The organism is Brevibacterium oceani, assembly GCF_017948325.1.
In the GTDB taxonomy this organism is placed as follows: domain Bacteria; phylum Actinomycetota; class Actinomycetes; order Actinomycetales; family Brevibacteriaceae; genus Brevibacterium; species Brevibacterium oceani.
Window position 1 is genome coordinate 757,238 of sequence record NZ_CP072846.1, and the last position, 15,470, is coordinate 772,707.

Below are 15,470 nucleotides of genomic sequence, written 5' to 3' on the forward strand. Positions count from 1 at the left end.
AGATTCAGCTACGTATAAGTACTGCTAATTCTAGTGCCGCGGTTGGGTAAGTAGCGTTAAGTGCAATTGGCGAGAAACCGTAGTGAAGGAGCTATCAATGTCATATTCAGCCGCCCATGCCATCTCTGCCGCAGGAGGCGTCATCCCCGCCCTCCGCAACGCTCAGGCGATGCCCGCGATCTTCCCCGTCACCCCGGAGTTCACGAACTGGCGGTCGGAGCAGAAAGCCTGGCGCGAATCCGTGGCTTTCCTCGACCAGTCACATCACATGACCGACTTGTTCATCAAGGGCCCCGACGCCCTCAAGCTGCTCACCGACACCGGTGTCAACAGCTTCGCGAAGTTCGCTCCAGGCAAGGCCAAGCAGTTCGTCGCCGTCAACTACGAGGGCTACCTCATCGGCGATGCCGTGCTCTTCTACCTCGAGGAGGACTCGTTCGACTTAGTCGGTTGGTACATGGTCATCGACTGGGTGCAGTTCATTGCCGAGACCGGGGGGTACGATGTCACGTTCGAGCGCGACAGCAATTCGATCATGCGCGAATCCGATGACCCCACCCTCTATCGCTATGAGATCCAGGGGCCGAACGCCCTGGCACTCCTCAAAGACGTCATCGGCGGTTCGGTGCCCGAGACCAAGTTCTTCGGCATGGCAGACTTCGAGATCGCTGGGCACACTGTCCGCTCACTTCGCCACGGAATGGCCGGGCAACCGGGATTCGAGCTCTTCGGGCCCTGGAGCGAGGGTGAGGATGTGCGTGCGGCGATTCTCGAGCATGGGGAGAAGTTCGACCTCGTGCGGGCCGGCGCCAAGGCCTATTCGACGGCCAACCTGGAATCGGCATGGGTTCCTTCGCCGACACCGGCGATCTTCACCGGTCATCGAATGGAAGAGTACCTCGAGTGGCTTCCCGCCTCCCGTATGGGCTCACTGGCGGGCAGCTTCGCCTCGGAGAATATCGAGGACTTCTACAACACTCCCTATGACATCGGGTACGGACGCACCGTGAAGTTCGACCACGATTTCATCGGTCGCGAGGCTCTCGAACAGATCGCCGAGGGTGACAACCGCGAAAAGGTGACCTTGGTCTGGGATCCCGAGGACCTTGCCGCGACCCAGCGGACGCTCTACGAAGAGGGCGTCCCCGCCAAATACGTCGAATTCCCCAAGGCTCGCTACGGACTGTTCCAAGTCGACGCAGTGCAGGTCAATGGCACGACGGTCGGCGTATCTCACGACGCCGGCTACATCACCAACGAACAGGCGTTCATCTCGCTGGCCAGCATCGATAGGGAATTCGCGGCTCCCGGCACCGAGGTGGAGCTGTTGTGGGGCGAAGATCCGGTGTCGTCGAAACCTGCTGTCGAGAAGCACCGTCAGGTCTCAGTGAAGGCCGTGGTCCAGCCGGCTCCGTATTCGTCCTTCGCCCGCGAGAACTACCGGAAGAACTGAGACGATGACCCAGCAGACCATCGGCTCGCAAGAGCTGCTGAAGTACTTCTCCCTCGAGATGACGGCGAAGGACACTGAATCCTTGGAGGCTGCGTCGAAGTCGATCCCAGAGGGAACCGCAGTCAACCTCACGTATCTGGGCAATGAGACGACTGAGATGCGCGTCGAGGCGGCACAGGCGATCGTCGATGCCGGGCTCAGTGCAGTGCCGCACATTTCGGCACGACGGCTTACAGGCGCAGACGAGCTGCGTGACTACCTGGAGCGGCTCTCTGCTGTCGGGGCTGTCGATCGGCTGTTCCTCGTCGGCGGCGACCCGAGTACACCCGTGGGGCCGTACCCCGACGCTCTCTCGGTGATCCAGTCCGGTCTGCTCGAAGAGTTCGGTGTGCGTGAGGTCGGCATCACGGGGTATCCCGAAGGGCATCCGGATATCTCCGAGGCGACTCTGTGGGATGCGCTCGAGCGCAAGCTTGCCGCTCTTGATCGTGCGGGTATTCAGTCATCGGTAACGACACAGGTCGCCTTTGATGCAACGGCGGTCGCGCAATGGATCGCCCAGGTGCGCGGGCGGGGGATCGGGACTCCGATTCGTGTCGGGGCACCCGGTCCTGCCGGGATCAAACGTCTCCTCGGGTTCGCCCGCAGGCTCGGAATCACCGCCAACGCGACGTTGCTCAAGAAATACGGCGCATCGGTGACGAATCTCTTGGGGAAGTCGACCCCGGCGACATTCATCGAACAGGCTGCTGAGGAATTTGCTCAGGACAACCTCGGCGATGTTCGGGTCCATTTCTACACCTTCGGTGGCCTTGTCGCCACGGCCGATTGGACACGTGATTACCTCGCCGACGCCGGCCGTGAAGACAGCCGAATTCTGGGACAAGGAGAGTCTGATGCCGATGTCCACTGAGACCTGGCAGGGTACTGAACAGCGATATGGGGCCGGCTCCAGCCAGGGTGTCGGAGGGGTCGAACTCGACCGTGCGTGCCTTATAGTGTCCGGACCCGAGCGCCGAGGCATCGTCTCCGCTGTCGGCTCCCTTGTCGCACGCCATGAGGGAAACATCGTCAAGAGCGATCAGTTCTCCAGCAGGGCGGAGGAGCCGACCTTCTATCAGCGGCTCATCTTCGAAATCGAGGACCTCGGCGGGGCACTGCCCGACCTCGAGGCGGATCTCGCATCGACGCTTCCCGGACTCGGGCTCGACTGGGAACTCATCGATCAGTCTGTCCCGAAGCGCATGATCGTCTTCGCATCGAAGTCCGATCACTGCCTGCTCGAACTGTTGTGGAGACACGAGCGGGGCGAGCTGAACGTTGAGATTCCCACGGTGATCTCGAATCATCGGGAAGTGGAGGAGGAAGTCGGCTTCTTCGGCATCCCATTCCACCATGTCCCGGCGAAGGGCGCGGACAAGTCCGAGGCCGAGGCGGCGATCCTCGAACTCATCGAGGGGCAAGCGGACTTCCTCGTTCTCGCCCGCTATATGCAGATCCTGTCGCCCGAGTTCCTCGATGCCGTGAAGGTTCCGATCGTCAACATCCATCATTCGTTCCTGCCGGCCTTCATCGGAGCAGCCCCATATCGGAAGGCGTGGGAACGCGGAGTCAAACTCATCGGCGCGACTGCCCACTATGTCACGCCGGAGTTGGACGCCGGTCCGATCATCGAGCAGGACGTGGCGTCGGTCGATCACACCTTTGACCACATCGATCTGCAGAAGCGCGGGGCGTATGTCGAGCGCGCCGTTCTCTCCCGGGCTGTGCAGGCGCATGCGGAAGACCGGGTCATCAGACACGGCAACCACACAATCGTGTTCAAATGACGGTGATGTGTCCGCGGTTGTCTTTCCGTGGAGGTCTGCCTGCTCGCTTCGGATGACACATCATTCGTTAACCCTGCCACCTGGTCGGCAAACGATGGCTGATGGTCAGCTGTTGACCTTGATGAGAATCTTCGAACCGGCGTCGTCGCGGAGTTCCCTGATCGCGGTTTCGACCGCGTCGAATTCGCGTTCGGTGACCCAGCCTTCGGTGCTGTAGACGCCGCGGCTCATCGCTTCGATGATGTCGTCGAAATCCTGAGGCTCATAGCCCACGGCGCCGACGATCTCGCGCTGGCCGAGCATGACGTTGCCGGCGTCGAATCTGACCTGCTCTTCGTACATCGCGACGACCGACACGCGTCCCGATGGTGCGAGATTGGCCATTGCCGAGTCGAAGCCGGACTGTGATCCGGAAGCCTCGACGGCGGCCGAGACACCTTCACCGGCGGTCATCTCATCGATGCGTCCGGCGAGGTCCTCGTTGACGGGGTCGATGACGGTGGCACCGAGGGCGGCGATGCCCTGACGGCGTTCGACGTTCGTCTCCGAGACCAGCACGTTGTCGATTCCCATGGCGCGGAATGCGTACCAGGCGCCGATGCCGACGGGTCCGGCGCCGACGAGCAGAGCGGTGCTGCCGGACTCTGCTCCGGAGCGGACGACGGCGTGCCAGCCGACGGCCATCGGTTCGACGAGGGCGCCCATGCGCAGGTCCACGTTCTCGGGCAGGCGGTGGAACTTGTCGGCGTCGATGACGATGAAGTCAGAGAGGCCGCCGCTCGCGGCATTCGAACCCAATGCCGCCATGAGGCGGCAGCTCATCGGCACACCGTTGCGACAGGCCGAGCACTTCCCGCAGGTGGCGACCAAGGGGAATACCGCCCCGCGGTCACCGACTGCGAGTCCGTCGACATCGTCACCGGCTTCGACGATGGTGCCCGAGATCTCGTGGCCGAGGATCTGCGGCAGCTTCGCTCCGGTCAGCGGGTGCGGCTCATCCGAGATGAACGGAATCAGTTCCGGGTAGTAGTAGACGTGGAGGTCGGAACCGCAGATACCCGCGAACCCCACCTTGACCTTCACCTGGCCCGGCCCCACCTCGGTGAGTTCGGGAATCTCTTCGAGGCGAAGATCCTCTTTGCCGTAGAACCGTGCTGCCTTCATGGTCGACTCCTCGGTCGTCATTGGTGTGTCTTCGGGCCTCAGCAGAAGCCTTGCCCACTGCAGGGCCACGTGCCGGCCCCGGAACGTCCTTGATTCATGGTCGGTCCGCAGGGCCTGGGCCGACAACCGCCAATCGCGGCGATTATGGCTGAGCAGGTCCGCCAACTGTGGCGCTGTACGCGGGATCGGCTTCAGTCGAGAAAAGCTACGGTTCGGCCGGGTGGCGGGTCGAACCGATCCAAATCGCCGCGGTTGGCGGTACCCACGTCCCCCATCGGCCGACAGGATCGTGTCTGTGCCGCACCTTCGCGACAGCAGAAAGGAACATCATGTCCACGAATACCCCTCGCCCGCCGTTCGATCCCGAGCTCGAGGCTGCGCTCACCGTCCTCGGAGAGCAGCTGCCGGTCACGATGACCATCGATATGGTGCCGATGATGCGCCAGGCCTCCTCCGAATGGAGCTCTGAGGATCTCGAACGAGAGGGGCTGACCAGCCGTGATGTCACCGTGCCCGGTTACGAGGGCCACGACATGGTGATGTCGGTGATTCAGCGCAAGGACCACGACGGCATCGGCCCAGGGATCTTCCACACGCACGGCGGCGGGATGGTCTCCGGTGACCGTTTCTCCGCTCTGAGCCAGACGATTCCCTGGGTGCTCGAGCACGATGCCGTGCTCGTCACCGTGGACTACCGGTTGGCGCCCGAGCACCCGGACCCCTATCCGGTCGAGGACTGCTATGCGGGTCTCGTCTGGACGGCAGAACATGCCGCCGAACTGGACATCGATCCGGAGCGCCTGGTCATCGCAGGTCAGAGTGCCGGTGGCGGAATCGCCGCCGGGGTTGCTCTGCTGGCGCGTGACAGGGGCGGGCCGGCATTGGCAGCGCAGGCCCTGTTCTACCCGATGCTCGACGACCGAGATCAGACGGTCTCGAGCGCGCAGATCGATGGGGTCGGATTGTGGGACCGGGGAAGCAACCGGATGGGATGGACGGCTCTGCTCGGCGACCGACGCGGAACCGACGACGTTTCGATCTATGCGGCTCCGGCGCGAGCGACGGACCTGTCGGGCCTGCCGCCGGCATTCATCGACTGCGGCTCGGCCGAAGTGTTCCGGGATGAGGACGTCGCCTATGCCTCGGAGCTCTGGCGTGCCGGAGTGCAGGCGGAACTCCATGTGTGGCCGGGAGGCTTCCACGGCTTCGAGCTCATCGCCCCGCATTCCGGCCTGGCGCAGGAGATGGCGCGGGCCCGCAACGCCTGGGCGAAGCGTATCTTCGCCTGAGACGAGGCCGGGACCGACCGGTACACTCGAAAGCATCCTGGGGAGGCGGGTCAGATGCATCGTTTGGTTCGGCAGCTGGACTCATTCGCACCGGAGGCGAGTGAAGCGCTGAAGATCGTCGCCTATTTCGACGTTCTCATCTCGAAAGACGCCGGAGTGGACTCGCTTCTCAGAGGTGCGGCCATGCTGTCGGGTGGAGTCGCCGGAGCTGAGTTCCGCGGGCGCACTGTTCGCTGCGACTCGAACGGTCGAACTCTGGCCGGGCAGACCGCGGCGGGCGCGACGTACGAGCGCAGAGGCGAATCGTGGCGGGTCTGGCTCGAACTCGACGAGGAGGACCATCCGACCGCGGAAGTGATCGTGGAACGGTTGGGATTCGGTGTCGCTCTTCTGGATACTCGGCGAACCGGAGAGCACGGGATCGAAGCCGCACTCGATCCCGCACGCACGGTCTCCGATCGGTTGGCTGCGTTGGCTCGCAACCACGTTCACACAACCGAACCGGTCCGTGTCATCGCCACACTGACTGATTCTCCGGCTCCGCCGGGACCGAGCTCGATCCTGCCCACGAGATTCGGCCTGATGCGCGCCACGATCGAATCCTCGGGCGGGTCCGCGGACTACCCGCATCGCATCGGTTTCGGTCTTCGCCTGCGCCCCGATGAGGCGCCGGAGTCGTGGAACTCGGCGATCATCGCCTTGCATCTGACCGATGAGGAAGTCACCCGCTCATTCGACGTCACCGAACTCGGGTCGATGCTCGACCTCGTCAAGAACTTCGACCCGGGCAATCCGCACCCCGATGTGGTGGCCTTGGCGTCCCTGGACGATCGGGCCCGGCGGGTGCTGCTGGCTCTGGTCGAAGCCGACAGCCTGCGGTCGGCCGCGACGGAGCTCGGAATGCACCACTCGACGGTGCAGGGTCGACACGAATCACTGACGCGGGCACTGGGCTATGACCCGCGGTCCAACCTCGGACGGATGCGCTACATCGCGGCCGGGCTGCTCTATCGCTTCACCGACCCGACGTACCTCCCCAGTTCCTGACCAGGCGGCGGACATGTGGCCATGTGGCGGGATCGGGCAGATGAAACAGCCTCGTTCGGCGGGTTTCCTCGCCCCTGCACGTCCGTAACGTAGCAGGCAGACAGAAACCGCTACGGAAACGGAGTACAGCCATGAATGCTTGGCCACAGGGAGAGGCGGCGCTCGTCACCGGCGCTGCTTCCGGGATCGGGCTCGGGGTCGCTCGCGCGCTCGTCGCCGCCGGGGTGAAGGTCGCCCTCGTCGACGTCAACGAGGATGCTCTGAAGAAGGCAGAACAGACCTTGACCGCCGCTGGGGGAGAGGTGTTCGCCCTGCCGTTCGACATCAGCGACGTCGACGAATGGGAAGCGGCCGCCGACCGCGCCGAGGAGGCGCTGGGGCCGATCTCGATCCTGTGCAATATCGCCGGCGTCAACGGCGGCGGTACGACGGAAGCGACTCCGCTGAAGGTCTGGCGCTGGGTCTACGGAGTCAACGTCGACGCTCAGTTCGCGGCTGTCTCGGCCTTCCTCCCCCGGTTCAAGAGCCGTGGGAGGAGGGCACACATCGTCAACACCGCTTCGATCGCCGGGATCGTCCCGATGGCAGGGGTGGTGGCGTACTCGTCATCGAAATACGCCTGCATGGGCTTCTCGCTCGTCCTACGAGAAGAGCTCAAGGGAACCGACGTCGGGATCTCCCTGCTCATCCCGGGTTCGGTGGCGACTCCGATCAATCGCAATGCAGCAGCGGCCGAAGCCGAGCTGCTCGGCACCGAAGCGGACTTCGACCTCGCCGAGCGCAACGGGTCTCTGCTTCAGCAGGGTGCCGATCCCGACAAGGTCGGAGAACAGGTCGTCGAAGCGGTCGTCGATGACCTGTTCTATGTCGTTACGCAGAAGGAATGGGGCGAGTTCGCGGCGCGGACCAATCGTGAGCTCGAAGCAGCGTACGCGGACTTCGACGGACGTCACGGCCCTGATCCGACGGCCGAAGCGATGAAGGCCGGGGAGCACACCATCGAGTGAGAACTGCCGGCAGGCCCACCCCTGTGACGGTGTGGGCCTGCCGACAGTGTCCGTATTCTCAGCCGCGGAGAGCCCGGACGATGAAGGCATCACGCGCGGCCAATGCGGGTTGTGAGATCGCTGCGTCGGGTGCCATGAAGCAGAAGCCGTGGCTGCCCCCGGCCCACAGATGCAGATCGACGGCGACACCGTCGAGGGTCATCCGCCTCGCCACATCGATGACCTCGTCGCGGAAGCCTTCCGACCCGCCCACGTCCAGGTAGGTCGGGGGCAGGCCCGCGTAGGAATCGGCACGTGCGGGGACGACGTACGGCGAGACGCCCGGTCCACCAGCGGAGTCGCCCAGCGCCGAACGCCACATGAACCGGACCTCGTCGCAGTTCGTCGGCAGGTCCTTGACCATGCGACTGCTTGGCAGCTCGAATCGGTCGTCAAGCATCGGGGCGATGAGCACCAGGCCGGCGATGGCGGGGCCGCCGCGATCACGGGCCGCCAGGGCCAGTCCCAAGGCGATTCCGCCTCCGGCGCTCACGCCGGCGACGACGATGCGACCAGGATCAGCGCCCAGGTCCGCGGCGTGTTCGACGACCCATTCGAGACCTGCATAGGAGTCGTCGAGCTGCGCGGGTGCCGGATGCTCGGGAGCCAGACGGTACTCGACCGACACGACGACGGCTTCGCCAGTGGAGGCGAACTGCGCGAAGTCATCGAGATACTGGTGGCGATTGCCCATGACCAGGCCACCGCCGTGGATGTAGAACAGCACGGGGAGGGCGCCCTCGGCTGTCTTCGGGGAGAGGACGGTCAGCCGGACATCCGGGTCACCGGTGGGCCCTGGTACGGACTCTTCTTTAACTTCGACGGTGCCACCGAGAGTGAGATCCTTCGGCTGAAGCGAATCACCGAATTAGCGGAGCTGTGGCAGGGTCTCGGCGGTGACCGGAGGGACCTGTGCTGCGATGGCCTCCACCAGTGCTGCGAGTTCGGGATCGAGTGGAGGACACTCCACTGTCCGATGGGTATGTGTCGACTGATCTGACATTGAAATCTCCTCTTGGTTCGACCGTCCTGCGCGGTGATGTATCAACGGTGACAAAGGAGAGGCAAGGTGTGACCCGCCAATCGCGGCAGATTCTCAGCACGGGCTCCGCCATCCGTATCGTCAGCCCGCTGCATCGTGGCGAAACCGTCGACGCGCAGCACGGGCCGGGTGGCACGGGTTGGGCGGAGCCGCGGGCAGCGGCGTGAACTGTCGTCGAATGGTCTCTGGCCGGACAGCGTGGCGCGAGCCTGATCGAGGTCGATCTCGGGCCTTACAGGTCGATTGCCACGACCGGGTCCGTGGTCGGCTGGTCGGATCCGCCTTCCGGCTCGACGGTGATGCCGAAGACGCTGTCGGCGGAGAACTCGTGGCCGGCGATCGTCACCGGCTCACCGGTCATCAGTCCGGCGCTTTCGGGGCCGTCATCGCCGATCACCCACATCTGCATCGACTTCCCGACCGGGGGCTGCCCGATATCGTCGGGACTGAGCCGGATGAGCTGTTCGGACTCCGAAGATCGAACCGTGACCGTTCCTCCTTTCGGAAGCTCGGCCGTGCTCGTGTGCAGATCATCGGCTTGCATCAGCCGTGTGGAGTCGTCGAGCTGCTGCTGCGCGGTGGTGAGATCCTCCTCGAGCTGGTTCTGACGCTGCGTTTGCTGCCAGACAGTCACCCCGGAGCCGGCCGCGACGATGAGCGCGGCCGCGGCGGTCGCATAGGGCAGCCATGAGCGACGACGTGACTCGCGGTGGTCGGCCAGCGAGGTCGGAGACGCCGACCCGACCGGGTTCGCTCCGGTCGGGTCGGCCTGCGTATGAGTCGCCGGGTTCTGCAGCCCGTCCGTCGAACCCTGCTGCACATGTGTCGAGGGGATGGCGAGGATCGCATCGCGAGTCGCCGTGCTGACCTCGGCGGGTTCATCGGATTCGACCGTCTCGGCCATGACGTCGGCATAGACGGCGACTTCGGCACGGAAGTCTGCATCGGACTCGGCAAGCGCCCGAGCCCCGGAGAGCTCGGAGTCGCTGAGCCCACCGAGGGCCAGCCCGGCAGCCAGATAGTCACGATCGGTGCTCATCGGCTCACCTCCAACTCGTCTCGCAGCTTCTTCATTCCGTCTCTGATCCGTGACTTGATGGTGCCCAGCGGCACCTTGAGGTCCTCCGAGATCCGGGCGTGGGACATGCCCTGATAGAAGGCCATGACGATCGGCCTGCTCTGTTCCTCGGGGAGGATCGTCAAGGCGGAGACCGTGCGGTCCGACTCCGCTCGGTCGATCACTGTCTGACCGGACCCTTCCGCCGCCTCGGCGGAGGTTCGCAGCCCATCGGCGGGATCACGGTCCTGCTGGGCCTGGACGCTGCGCACGCAGTCGATGGCTTGTCTGCGGCACAGGGCGACCAGCCAGGCCCTGCCCGTTCCTCGGCTCGGGTCGAATCCCGAACACCGAGTCCAGACCTCGGTGAAGCAGTCCCGGAGGACCTCCTCGGCGAGGGACCTGCTCGTCACGATTCGCAGGATGACAGCCTTGAGGATGCCCGACTGGTCCGTGAACAGCTGCTCGAAGGCGGCCGAGTCGCCTTCGGCGACTCTGACCAGCAGCTGACCGCTGTGGTCGGCCGATCTGTCGTCGGCCGGTCCGTCGTCGGTCGAGGCGGGAGCCGACTCTCCGTGTGGGGCCGGGTGCCCCGGGGGTTGAAACTCCGGGGGATCGTCTGAGCTCATTGACCAATGTTCTCATCCCCTCGGACTTCGTTTCGCAGAATACCCATCGGGTGGGCGAGAAGGGGCGGCCAAGGGTCCGATCGCGATATCATCGATCGGCCCCTGGCCGGTGCGCCTCGATGTCACTTGTCGGGCATCATCACACCGTCGACCATGTAGACCGTGGCGTTGGCGGTCTTGACGCCGCCGCAGACGAGGCCGGCATCGTCGAACTTCATGTCCTCGCCTTTACCGGAGATCTTGACCTTCGAGCCTTCGACGGTCTCGTGTTCGCCGGCGATCTCATCGGGTGAGAGCTGACCGGGGATGACATGGTAGGTCAGCACCTTCGTCAGCATGTCCGAATCCTTGGCCAGCGCGTCGAGGTCGTCCTTCGGCACATCGGCGAAGGCATCGTCGACCGGGGCGATGACGGTGAATTCGTCGCCGTTGAGGGTGTCGACGAGGTCGACATCGGGGTTGAGCTTGCCCGAGACCGCCTTGGTCAGGGTCGTGAGCATCGGGTTGTTCGAGGCGGCCGTGGCGACGGGGTCCTGGCCCATGCCCTCGACGGATCCGGCCCCGTCGGGGTTCTCCTCGGCGTAGGTCGAGCAGCCCTTGCCGACGAGATCGGCGTCGTCCATGGAGGCGTCGCCGGATTCGTCGGGCATCTCGGATTCGTTTGAGTCGGCCGGTTGGGATTCGGAGCTGCCGGAATCCGAACCGGATTCCTCTCCTCCGGAGCCGGAGTCCATGCCGCAGCCGCTGAGAGCCAACAGGCCGATGGCTCCGGCCGAGACGATGGTGGCGGTGCGAGTGCGAAGCAGTGTCTTCATTGTTCTTCTCCTAATCAACAGTGATGCGTATTCGCGCACAGCTGTGAAGTGATCTCCATTGCTCGCTGTGTACTGGGTATTCGCAGCGAGTGCGCATCCGGATGGGTGAATCGGGAAGAGACTTGAGGAAACGTTCGCCGAGGCGGCCGGTGGTCAGTCGATCCCCAGGCGGGCGAAGGCATCGCGGAAGATGGTCAGCGTGTCCAGACCAGGCAGCTTCTGGACGCTCTTATCGAGTTTGTCCAGTTCGTCGGTGTGTTCCTGGAAGAGATGACTCATCACATGCTCGACTTCGGCATCGTCCATCATCCCTGAGCCGACGGGCTTCCACAGCTTTCCCAGAGCCAGTCGGACGATCTTCTGAGCTCGTGGGTTGCCCTCGAGCCTCTGTCGTGCCTGGGTCGTGTAGAAGGCCACGTGCCGAGTCTCCTGCTTGGCGATGCGCTCAAGCAGCGGAGAGAGCACCGGGTGGTCCTGCATCGCCGCCATCCTCCGATATCCGGCAGTGGCCGAGAGTTCGTTGGCCATACCCCAAGCCATATGCACGGCGATGAAGTCCGTGCCCACCATGTTCGAGAGCATCGACTGCTTCGCGGGCCCGAGAGCGAGTTTCCACCCCAAGCTCATTCGTTTGGCTTTGACCTCGTCGTAGTCGATGTGGATCCCGTGCTTCTCGAGCACGGCGGCCAATGCCTCGCCGTGCCAGAACTCCTCGCGGTTCCACATGGTCATGAACGCCGCCGGTGCGTCCTCCCGGTGTGAAGGAGTGACGAGCAGCTCTCGGACGAAACATGTGGTGTGGTATTCGACGTCGCACATGTAGCGCACCGACCGCAGAGTGTCTCTGTCCAAGGGCAGGTCGTCGAACACGTCGAGGTCCAGATCGGACCAGTTGACCGCCTCGGACGTCTCGGCGTACTTGTCAAAGTCAAATGCCATGGTTTCTCCCTGCTCGAGCATGGGCTCTGCGAGTCGAGCGCAGCGCCGCCGTCACTTGATTCACTGAAGGCTGCGGGTTCCCGGGCAGGAACTGCCCGATCTTCGCATCCGAGTCGATGAGTCGCCGTCTGTCGGAAGCTGAGGCGAAGATGCTCGTCAGAGCACGGGCCTCATCCGGTTCGGGCACGCCGACGATCCGCAGGGGAGCCCACGGCCGCATGAGGTGGGCTCGAGCCGTGACTGCCTCGATCCGCGATCGTCGGATCCGAGCCACCGCCTCCGAGCGGAAGAAGCGGATGATCTCCTCGCGACGATCGATGATCTCGGTGAGGACGCGAGCGGCTTCACCGCCGAGTCGTGAACGCACCGCTCGTCCAGTTGCTTGGAGGCTCGCCTCCTGGATCGCGAGCCTGGCCATATGCCCGGCGGTGAGAGGTTCCTTGACCAACCCGCCGACGACGGGCGCGATGATCGGAAGACCTCGTTCGACCCACACTCCTCGCAGTCTCGGTGACCCGCCCTCGCGAGGGCCCTGTGGGATCGGGGAGGCTTCGAGGACGTCACGCAGTGCCCGCGCCAACCAGTACCGTTCGTAGCCCCAACCCGTGACGAAGGCCGTGATCCGCGCTTCGTTGGCCGTCCAGGAAGCGAACATGGCTCGGGTCTCGGCCAGCGCTGAGTTCTCCAGTCGCCAGAGGAAGCCGAGATCTCGTGCCACGTCCTCGGTCATCTCGATGCGCTCGGAGTCGAACTCGATGCGCCCCCGAGCGTGAGCAAGATAATCGCTGACATCGAATTCCGTGCGCAGCACGGTGGGATGCTCCGCATCGGAGAACAGTCTGCCTCCGACATGTCCGGGCGGGTGTTCGACGCGGGGGCTGCGGTCATGGCGTGTTCTGTCGTTCGTCACCATTCCATCACTTTCCATCGCTTCTTCAGTGCCAGTCCGTAGAGTCCGAGATCCGGTGTGACGGCAACGGGGTCGCCGACGAGTTCGAGCCACGCGGCATCCCCCAGAGAATCGCCATAGCCGGTCGATCGTGCCAGATCGGCGCCCACTGTGTCGGCGTATTTGCGCAGCCAGTTCGCCCGGGCCTCATCGACGAGAGGGGGTCTCGCGAGAAACCCCGAGAGAACGCCGTCATCGGTGACATCCATCCGGGTCGCCGCCACCTCGTCGAAGAGATCTGCGATCGGTTCGACGAGGACGTCCAGCGCGCCTGTCAGAAGCACCGTCCGGTGCCCGGCCGTGCGATGCTCGTCGATGAGCTGCCGGGCCCGTGGGCGGATGGAGTCGCGGATCGCCTGCCCGAGGCTGCCGGTCACGGCCGCTCGGAGCTCTTCGAGGCGGAAGCCCTGATACCGACGGTTGACCATGCGAATGAGTTCCGAGCGATCCCGGAACTCGGCTCGCAGCAGTCCGGGAACGATTCCGGCCATCGTTCCCATCATCGCCGGCCACCTGTAGATCGGCTGCGTGGCGCGAACGACAGCCACGAACTGCTGCACGATGTTCGCCGAGATCACTGTCCCATCGAGGTCGAAGACTGCCAGTGCATCGGCGGTGGGCCGCAGGGGCTGCGCAGTGAGCCGATTCTCGCCGCGTCGGCGGTCGCGCGAGTAGCTGCGCGTGAGTTCTGTGATGGCCGGTATGTGGATGTCTTGGAAGTATCTCTTCCAGTCGATCTCGGTCACGTCGAAGCTGCGGTGGGACGGGTAGTCATCCGGCAGCCGCTCCAGCAGTCGTCTCGTGTTCGCATCGTCGAAGATCATCTCCGTCTTCGTGTACTGCCGGTACAGATCGGCGAACTGACGCAAGGACTTCAGTTTGGCGTCGGTCCTGCCGAGCCGAGAGGCCAGAGCACGTGTATGCGCGGAGGCAGGCAGCCTGTCGACGACCTCGCGGCCGACCCCGGTTGCCAGTTCCTTCAACCGGATGCGCTGTTCGATGAGTTCGGAGCTGGGAAAGCTCCATTCGGGCACCGCTGTGGGAACGCCCTCACTGTCAGGGAGCGGGTGGGCGAGGAAGAACTCGCGAACCGTCCTGACCATCTGATGGAACGGCAGAGGATTGCTCGTGCCCGACACGACCTGGTAGTAGTCCGAATGCCCTTCGGCAGGCTGTACGGAGCCGCTTTCATGCCCGGCAGACTGCCGGTCGGGCGAGCCGTGTGCGGCAAGCGCGAGGATGACATTGACCACGTAGTCGACGGGGATGATATCGAGCACCGAATCAGCGTGCCCGGGGAACTCCGAGAGGCTCCCTTTGGCGTAGGCCATGATCAGGGGATCAGCGACTTTGAAACCGTCGATCCACCCGGGGCTCGGCCGGCGGATCGCGGATTCGATGATGGACGGGCGAACGAATGAGACCCGATGCCCTTCGGCGGCCCATTCCTCACCGATTCGCTCGGCTAGAGCCTTGGTGAAGGTGTAGATGTCCGTCCAACCGAGGGACTGGGCCCGGGTGCGTCCGAACTCGACGAGCCGATCCCTCACGTAGCTCTCCCGGGCGGCTTCGGCGCCCGCTGCCACTGATTTCGGACCCATCCGAGAGCTCTGTGCTTGAGCTGTGCGGATGAATCGGCGCAGCTTCTCCGGTTGTCTGGATTCGGCCTCGACGCTCTTCCTGGCCCGTCGCGCCGCCCGGAACTCATCGTCATGATCGACGGTGTGGCGCAACCGGGACTCCTGCACGACGCCCTTCGCGATCCCTCCGACATAGGCCGTCGAGACATGGATGACGTGAGGACTCTGCTGCGATTCCGACAAGGCGGCGTAGAGTCGCTCGACGCCCCCGACATTGGTGTCGAACGCCTCGTCGATCGCGGCGTCGAAGGACACGCTCGACGCGGAGTGGATGACGACGTCAAAGCGATCGGTCAGGGGCGGCAGATCAGCGAGATCCCCTTCGAGGACCGTGACCCGTGAGTCGAAGGCCTCGCGCACCGTCTCTTCACCGACCCGATCGATCCACGAAGCGAAGACCGGCTTGCCGAGGATTCGCCGCAGACGATCATGTCCCGACCGGTCCCCTCGGGGACGGACGAGTGCGGTGACGGCGACGTGCGGGTCGCTTTCGAGCAGCGCCTGCAGCAGCGCCTGACCAAGGAAACCTGTGGCACCGGTCAAGAGGTATCGGCTGGAGTGCATGCGGAAA

The 15,470-nt window shown here is 64.1% G+C and carries 14 protein-coding genes; 6 read left to right on the top strand and 8 right to left on the bottom strand.

Annotation, left to right across the window (positions count from 1 at the left end; all coding sequences use genetic code 11):
- Nucleotides 1-97 precede the first annotated feature (97 nt).
- The 3 genes from J9314_RS03300 to purU are packed head-to-tail and all read left to right on the top strand — an operon-like array spanning nt 98 to nt 3,282.
- On the top strand, nt 98-1,453 hold the full coding sequence (locus J9314_RS03300; RefSeq protein WP_210604524.1) for an aminomethyltransferase family protein: 1,356 nt from the start codon (nt 98-100) through the stop codon (nt 1,451-1,453).
- A gap of 4 nt (nt 1,454-1,457) precedes the next feature.
- The gene (locus J9314_RS03305; RefSeq protein ID WP_210604525.1) at nt 1,458-2,366 is read left to right on the top strand and encodes a methylenetetrahydrofolate reductase; all 909 of its coding nucleotides are present in this window, start codon (nt 1,458-1,460) and stop codon (nt 2,364-2,366) included.
- Nucleotides 2,350-3,282, top strand: coding sequence for a formyltetrahydrofolate deformylase (purU, locus tag J9314_RS03310; RefSeq protein ID WP_246490585.1), 933 nt, complete (start codon nt 2,350-2,352; stop codon nt 3,280-3,282). The genes J9314_RS03305 and purU overlap by 17 nt, the downstream gene beginning before the upstream one ends.
- A 105-nt stretch (nt 3,283-3,387) precedes the next feature.
- Here the strand turns inward: purU and J9314_RS03315 are convergent, their stop codons facing one another.
- Nucleotides 3,388-4,446, bottom strand: coding sequence for an alcohol dehydrogenase catalytic domain-containing protein (locus tag J9314_RS03315; protein ID WP_210604526.1), 1,059 nt, complete (start codon nt 4,444-4,446; stop codon nt 3,388-3,390).
- A gap of 329 nt (nt 4,447-4,775) precedes the next feature.
- Between J9314_RS03315 and J9314_RS03320 the strand changes: the two genes are divergently transcribed.
- The 3 genes from J9314_RS03320 (at nt 4,776) to J9314_RS03330 (ending at nt 7,789) form a co-directional block, all read left to right on the top strand.
- The gene (locus tag J9314_RS03320; protein WP_210604527.1) at nt 4,776-5,735 is read left to right on the top strand and encodes an alpha/beta hydrolase; all 960 of its coding nucleotides are present in this window, start codon (nt 4,776-4,778) and stop codon (nt 5,733-5,735) included.
- Nucleotides 5,736-5,789: 54 nt separating this feature from the next.
- Complete coding sequence (locus J9314_RS03325) at nt 5,790-6,782, top strand: hypothetical protein (protein ID WP_210604529.1); 993 nt, start codon at nt 5,790-5,792, stop codon at nt 6,780-6,782.
- Between the two features lie 131 nt (nt 6,783-6,913).
- Nucleotides 6,914-7,789, top strand: coding sequence for an SDR family NAD(P)-dependent oxidoreductase (locus J9314_RS03330; protein WP_210604532.1), 876 nt, complete (start codon nt 6,914-6,916; stop codon nt 7,787-7,789).
- A 58-nt stretch (nt 7,790-7,847) separates the two neighbouring features.
- Here the strand turns inward: J9314_RS03330 and J9314_RS03335 are convergent, their stop codons facing one another.
- The 7 genes from J9314_RS03335 to J9314_RS03365 form a co-directional block, all read right to left on the bottom strand.
- A complete protein-coding gene (locus J9314_RS03335; protein ID WP_281412380.1) occupies nt 7,848-8,597 on the bottom strand; it encodes an alpha/beta hydrolase in 750 nt (249 codons plus the stop codon).
- Between the two features lie 505 nt (nt 8,598-9,102).
- Nucleotides 9,103-9,909: an anti-sigma factor gene (locus J9314_RS03340; RefSeq protein ID WP_210604539.1), complete on the bottom strand. Its 807-nt coding sequence runs from the start codon at nt 9,907-9,909 to the stop codon at nt 9,103-9,105.
- Nucleotides 9,906-10,556, bottom strand: a complete 651-nt coding sequence (locus J9314_RS03345; RefSeq protein WP_210604541.1) for a sigma-70 family RNA polymerase sigma factor — start codon at nt 10,554-10,556, stop codon at nt 9,906-9,908. Before J9314_RS03345 ends, J9314_RS03340 begins: the two co-directional genes overlap by 4 nt.
- A 122-nt stretch (nt 10,557-10,678) precedes the next feature.
- Nucleotides 10,679-11,371, bottom strand: coding sequence for a fasciclin domain-containing protein (locus tag J9314_RS03350; protein ID WP_246490586.1), 693 nt, complete (start codon nt 11,369-11,371; stop codon nt 10,679-10,681).
- Between the two features lie 153 nt (nt 11,372-11,524).
- Complete coding sequence (locus tag J9314_RS03355) at nt 11,525-12,310, bottom strand: ferritin-like domain-containing protein (protein WP_210604543.1); 786 nt, start codon at nt 12,308-12,310, stop codon at nt 11,525-11,527.
- The gene (locus J9314_RS03360; RefSeq protein ID WP_210604544.1) at nt 12,300-13,223 is read right to left on the bottom strand and encodes a hypothetical protein; all 924 of its coding nucleotides are present in this window, start codon (nt 13,221-13,223) and stop codon (nt 12,300-12,302) included. Before J9314_RS03360 ends, J9314_RS03355 begins: the two co-directional genes overlap by 11 nt.
- The gene (locus J9314_RS03365) at nt 13,217-15,463 is read right to left on the bottom strand and encodes an HAD-IB family hydrolase (protein ID WP_210604552.1); all 2,247 of its coding nucleotides are present in this window, start codon (nt 15,461-15,463) and stop codon (nt 13,217-13,219) included. Before J9314_RS03365 ends, J9314_RS03360 begins: the two co-directional genes overlap by 7 nt.
- Nucleotides 15,464-15,470: the final 7 nt, after the last annotated feature.

Bases quoted from the DNA above. Each gene is read 5' to 3' on its own strand.
- J9314_RS03315 (WP_210604526.1), bottom strand. From the start codon at position 4,446: ATGAAGGCAGCACGGTTCTACGGCAAAGAGGATCTTCGCCTCGAAGAG.
- purU (WP_246490585.1), top strand. From the start codon at position 2,350: ATGCCGATGTCCACTGAGACCTGGCAGGGTACTGAACAGCGATATGGG.
- J9314_RS03340 (WP_210604539.1), bottom strand. From the start codon at position 9,909: ATGAGCACCGATCGTGACTATCTGGCTGCCGGGCTGGCCCTCGGTGGG.
- J9314_RS03305 (WP_210604525.1), top strand. From the start codon at position 1,458: ATGACCCAGCAGACCATCGGCTCGCAAGAGCTGCTGAAGTACTTCTCC.
- J9314_RS03300 (WP_210604524.1), top strand. From the start codon at position 98: ATGTCATATTCAGCCGCCCATGCCATCTCTGCCGCAGGAGGCGTCATC.
- J9314_RS03330 (WP_210604532.1), top strand. From the start codon at position 6,914: ATGAATGCTTGGCCACAGGGAGAGGCGGCGCTCGTCACCGGCGCTGCT.
- J9314_RS03345 (WP_210604541.1), bottom strand. From the start codon at position 10,556: ATGAGCTCAGACGATCCCCCGGAGTTTCAACCCCCGGGGCACCCGGCC.
- J9314_RS03360 (WP_210604544.1), bottom strand. From the start codon at position 13,223: ATGGTGACGAACGACAGAACACGCCATGACCGCAGCCCCCGCGTCGAA.
- J9314_RS03350 (WP_246490586.1), bottom strand. From the start codon at position 11,371: ATGAAGACACTGCTTCGCACTCGCACCGCCACCATCGTCTCGGCCGGA.
- J9314_RS03320 (WP_210604527.1), top strand. From the start codon at position 4,776: ATGTCCACGAATACCCCTCGCCCGCCGTTCGATCCCGAGCTCGAGGCT.
- J9314_RS03355 (WP_210604543.1), bottom strand. From the start codon at position 12,310: ATGGCATTTGACTTTGACAAGTACGCCGAGACGTCCGAGGCGGTCAAC.
- J9314_RS03365 (WP_210604552.1), bottom strand. From the start codon at position 15,463: ATGCACTCCAGCCGATACCTCTTGACCGGTGCCACAGGTTTCCTTGGT.
- J9314_RS03325 (WP_210604529.1), top strand. From the start codon at position 5,790: ATGCATCGTTTGGTTCGGCAGCTGGACTCATTCGCACCGGAGGCGAGT.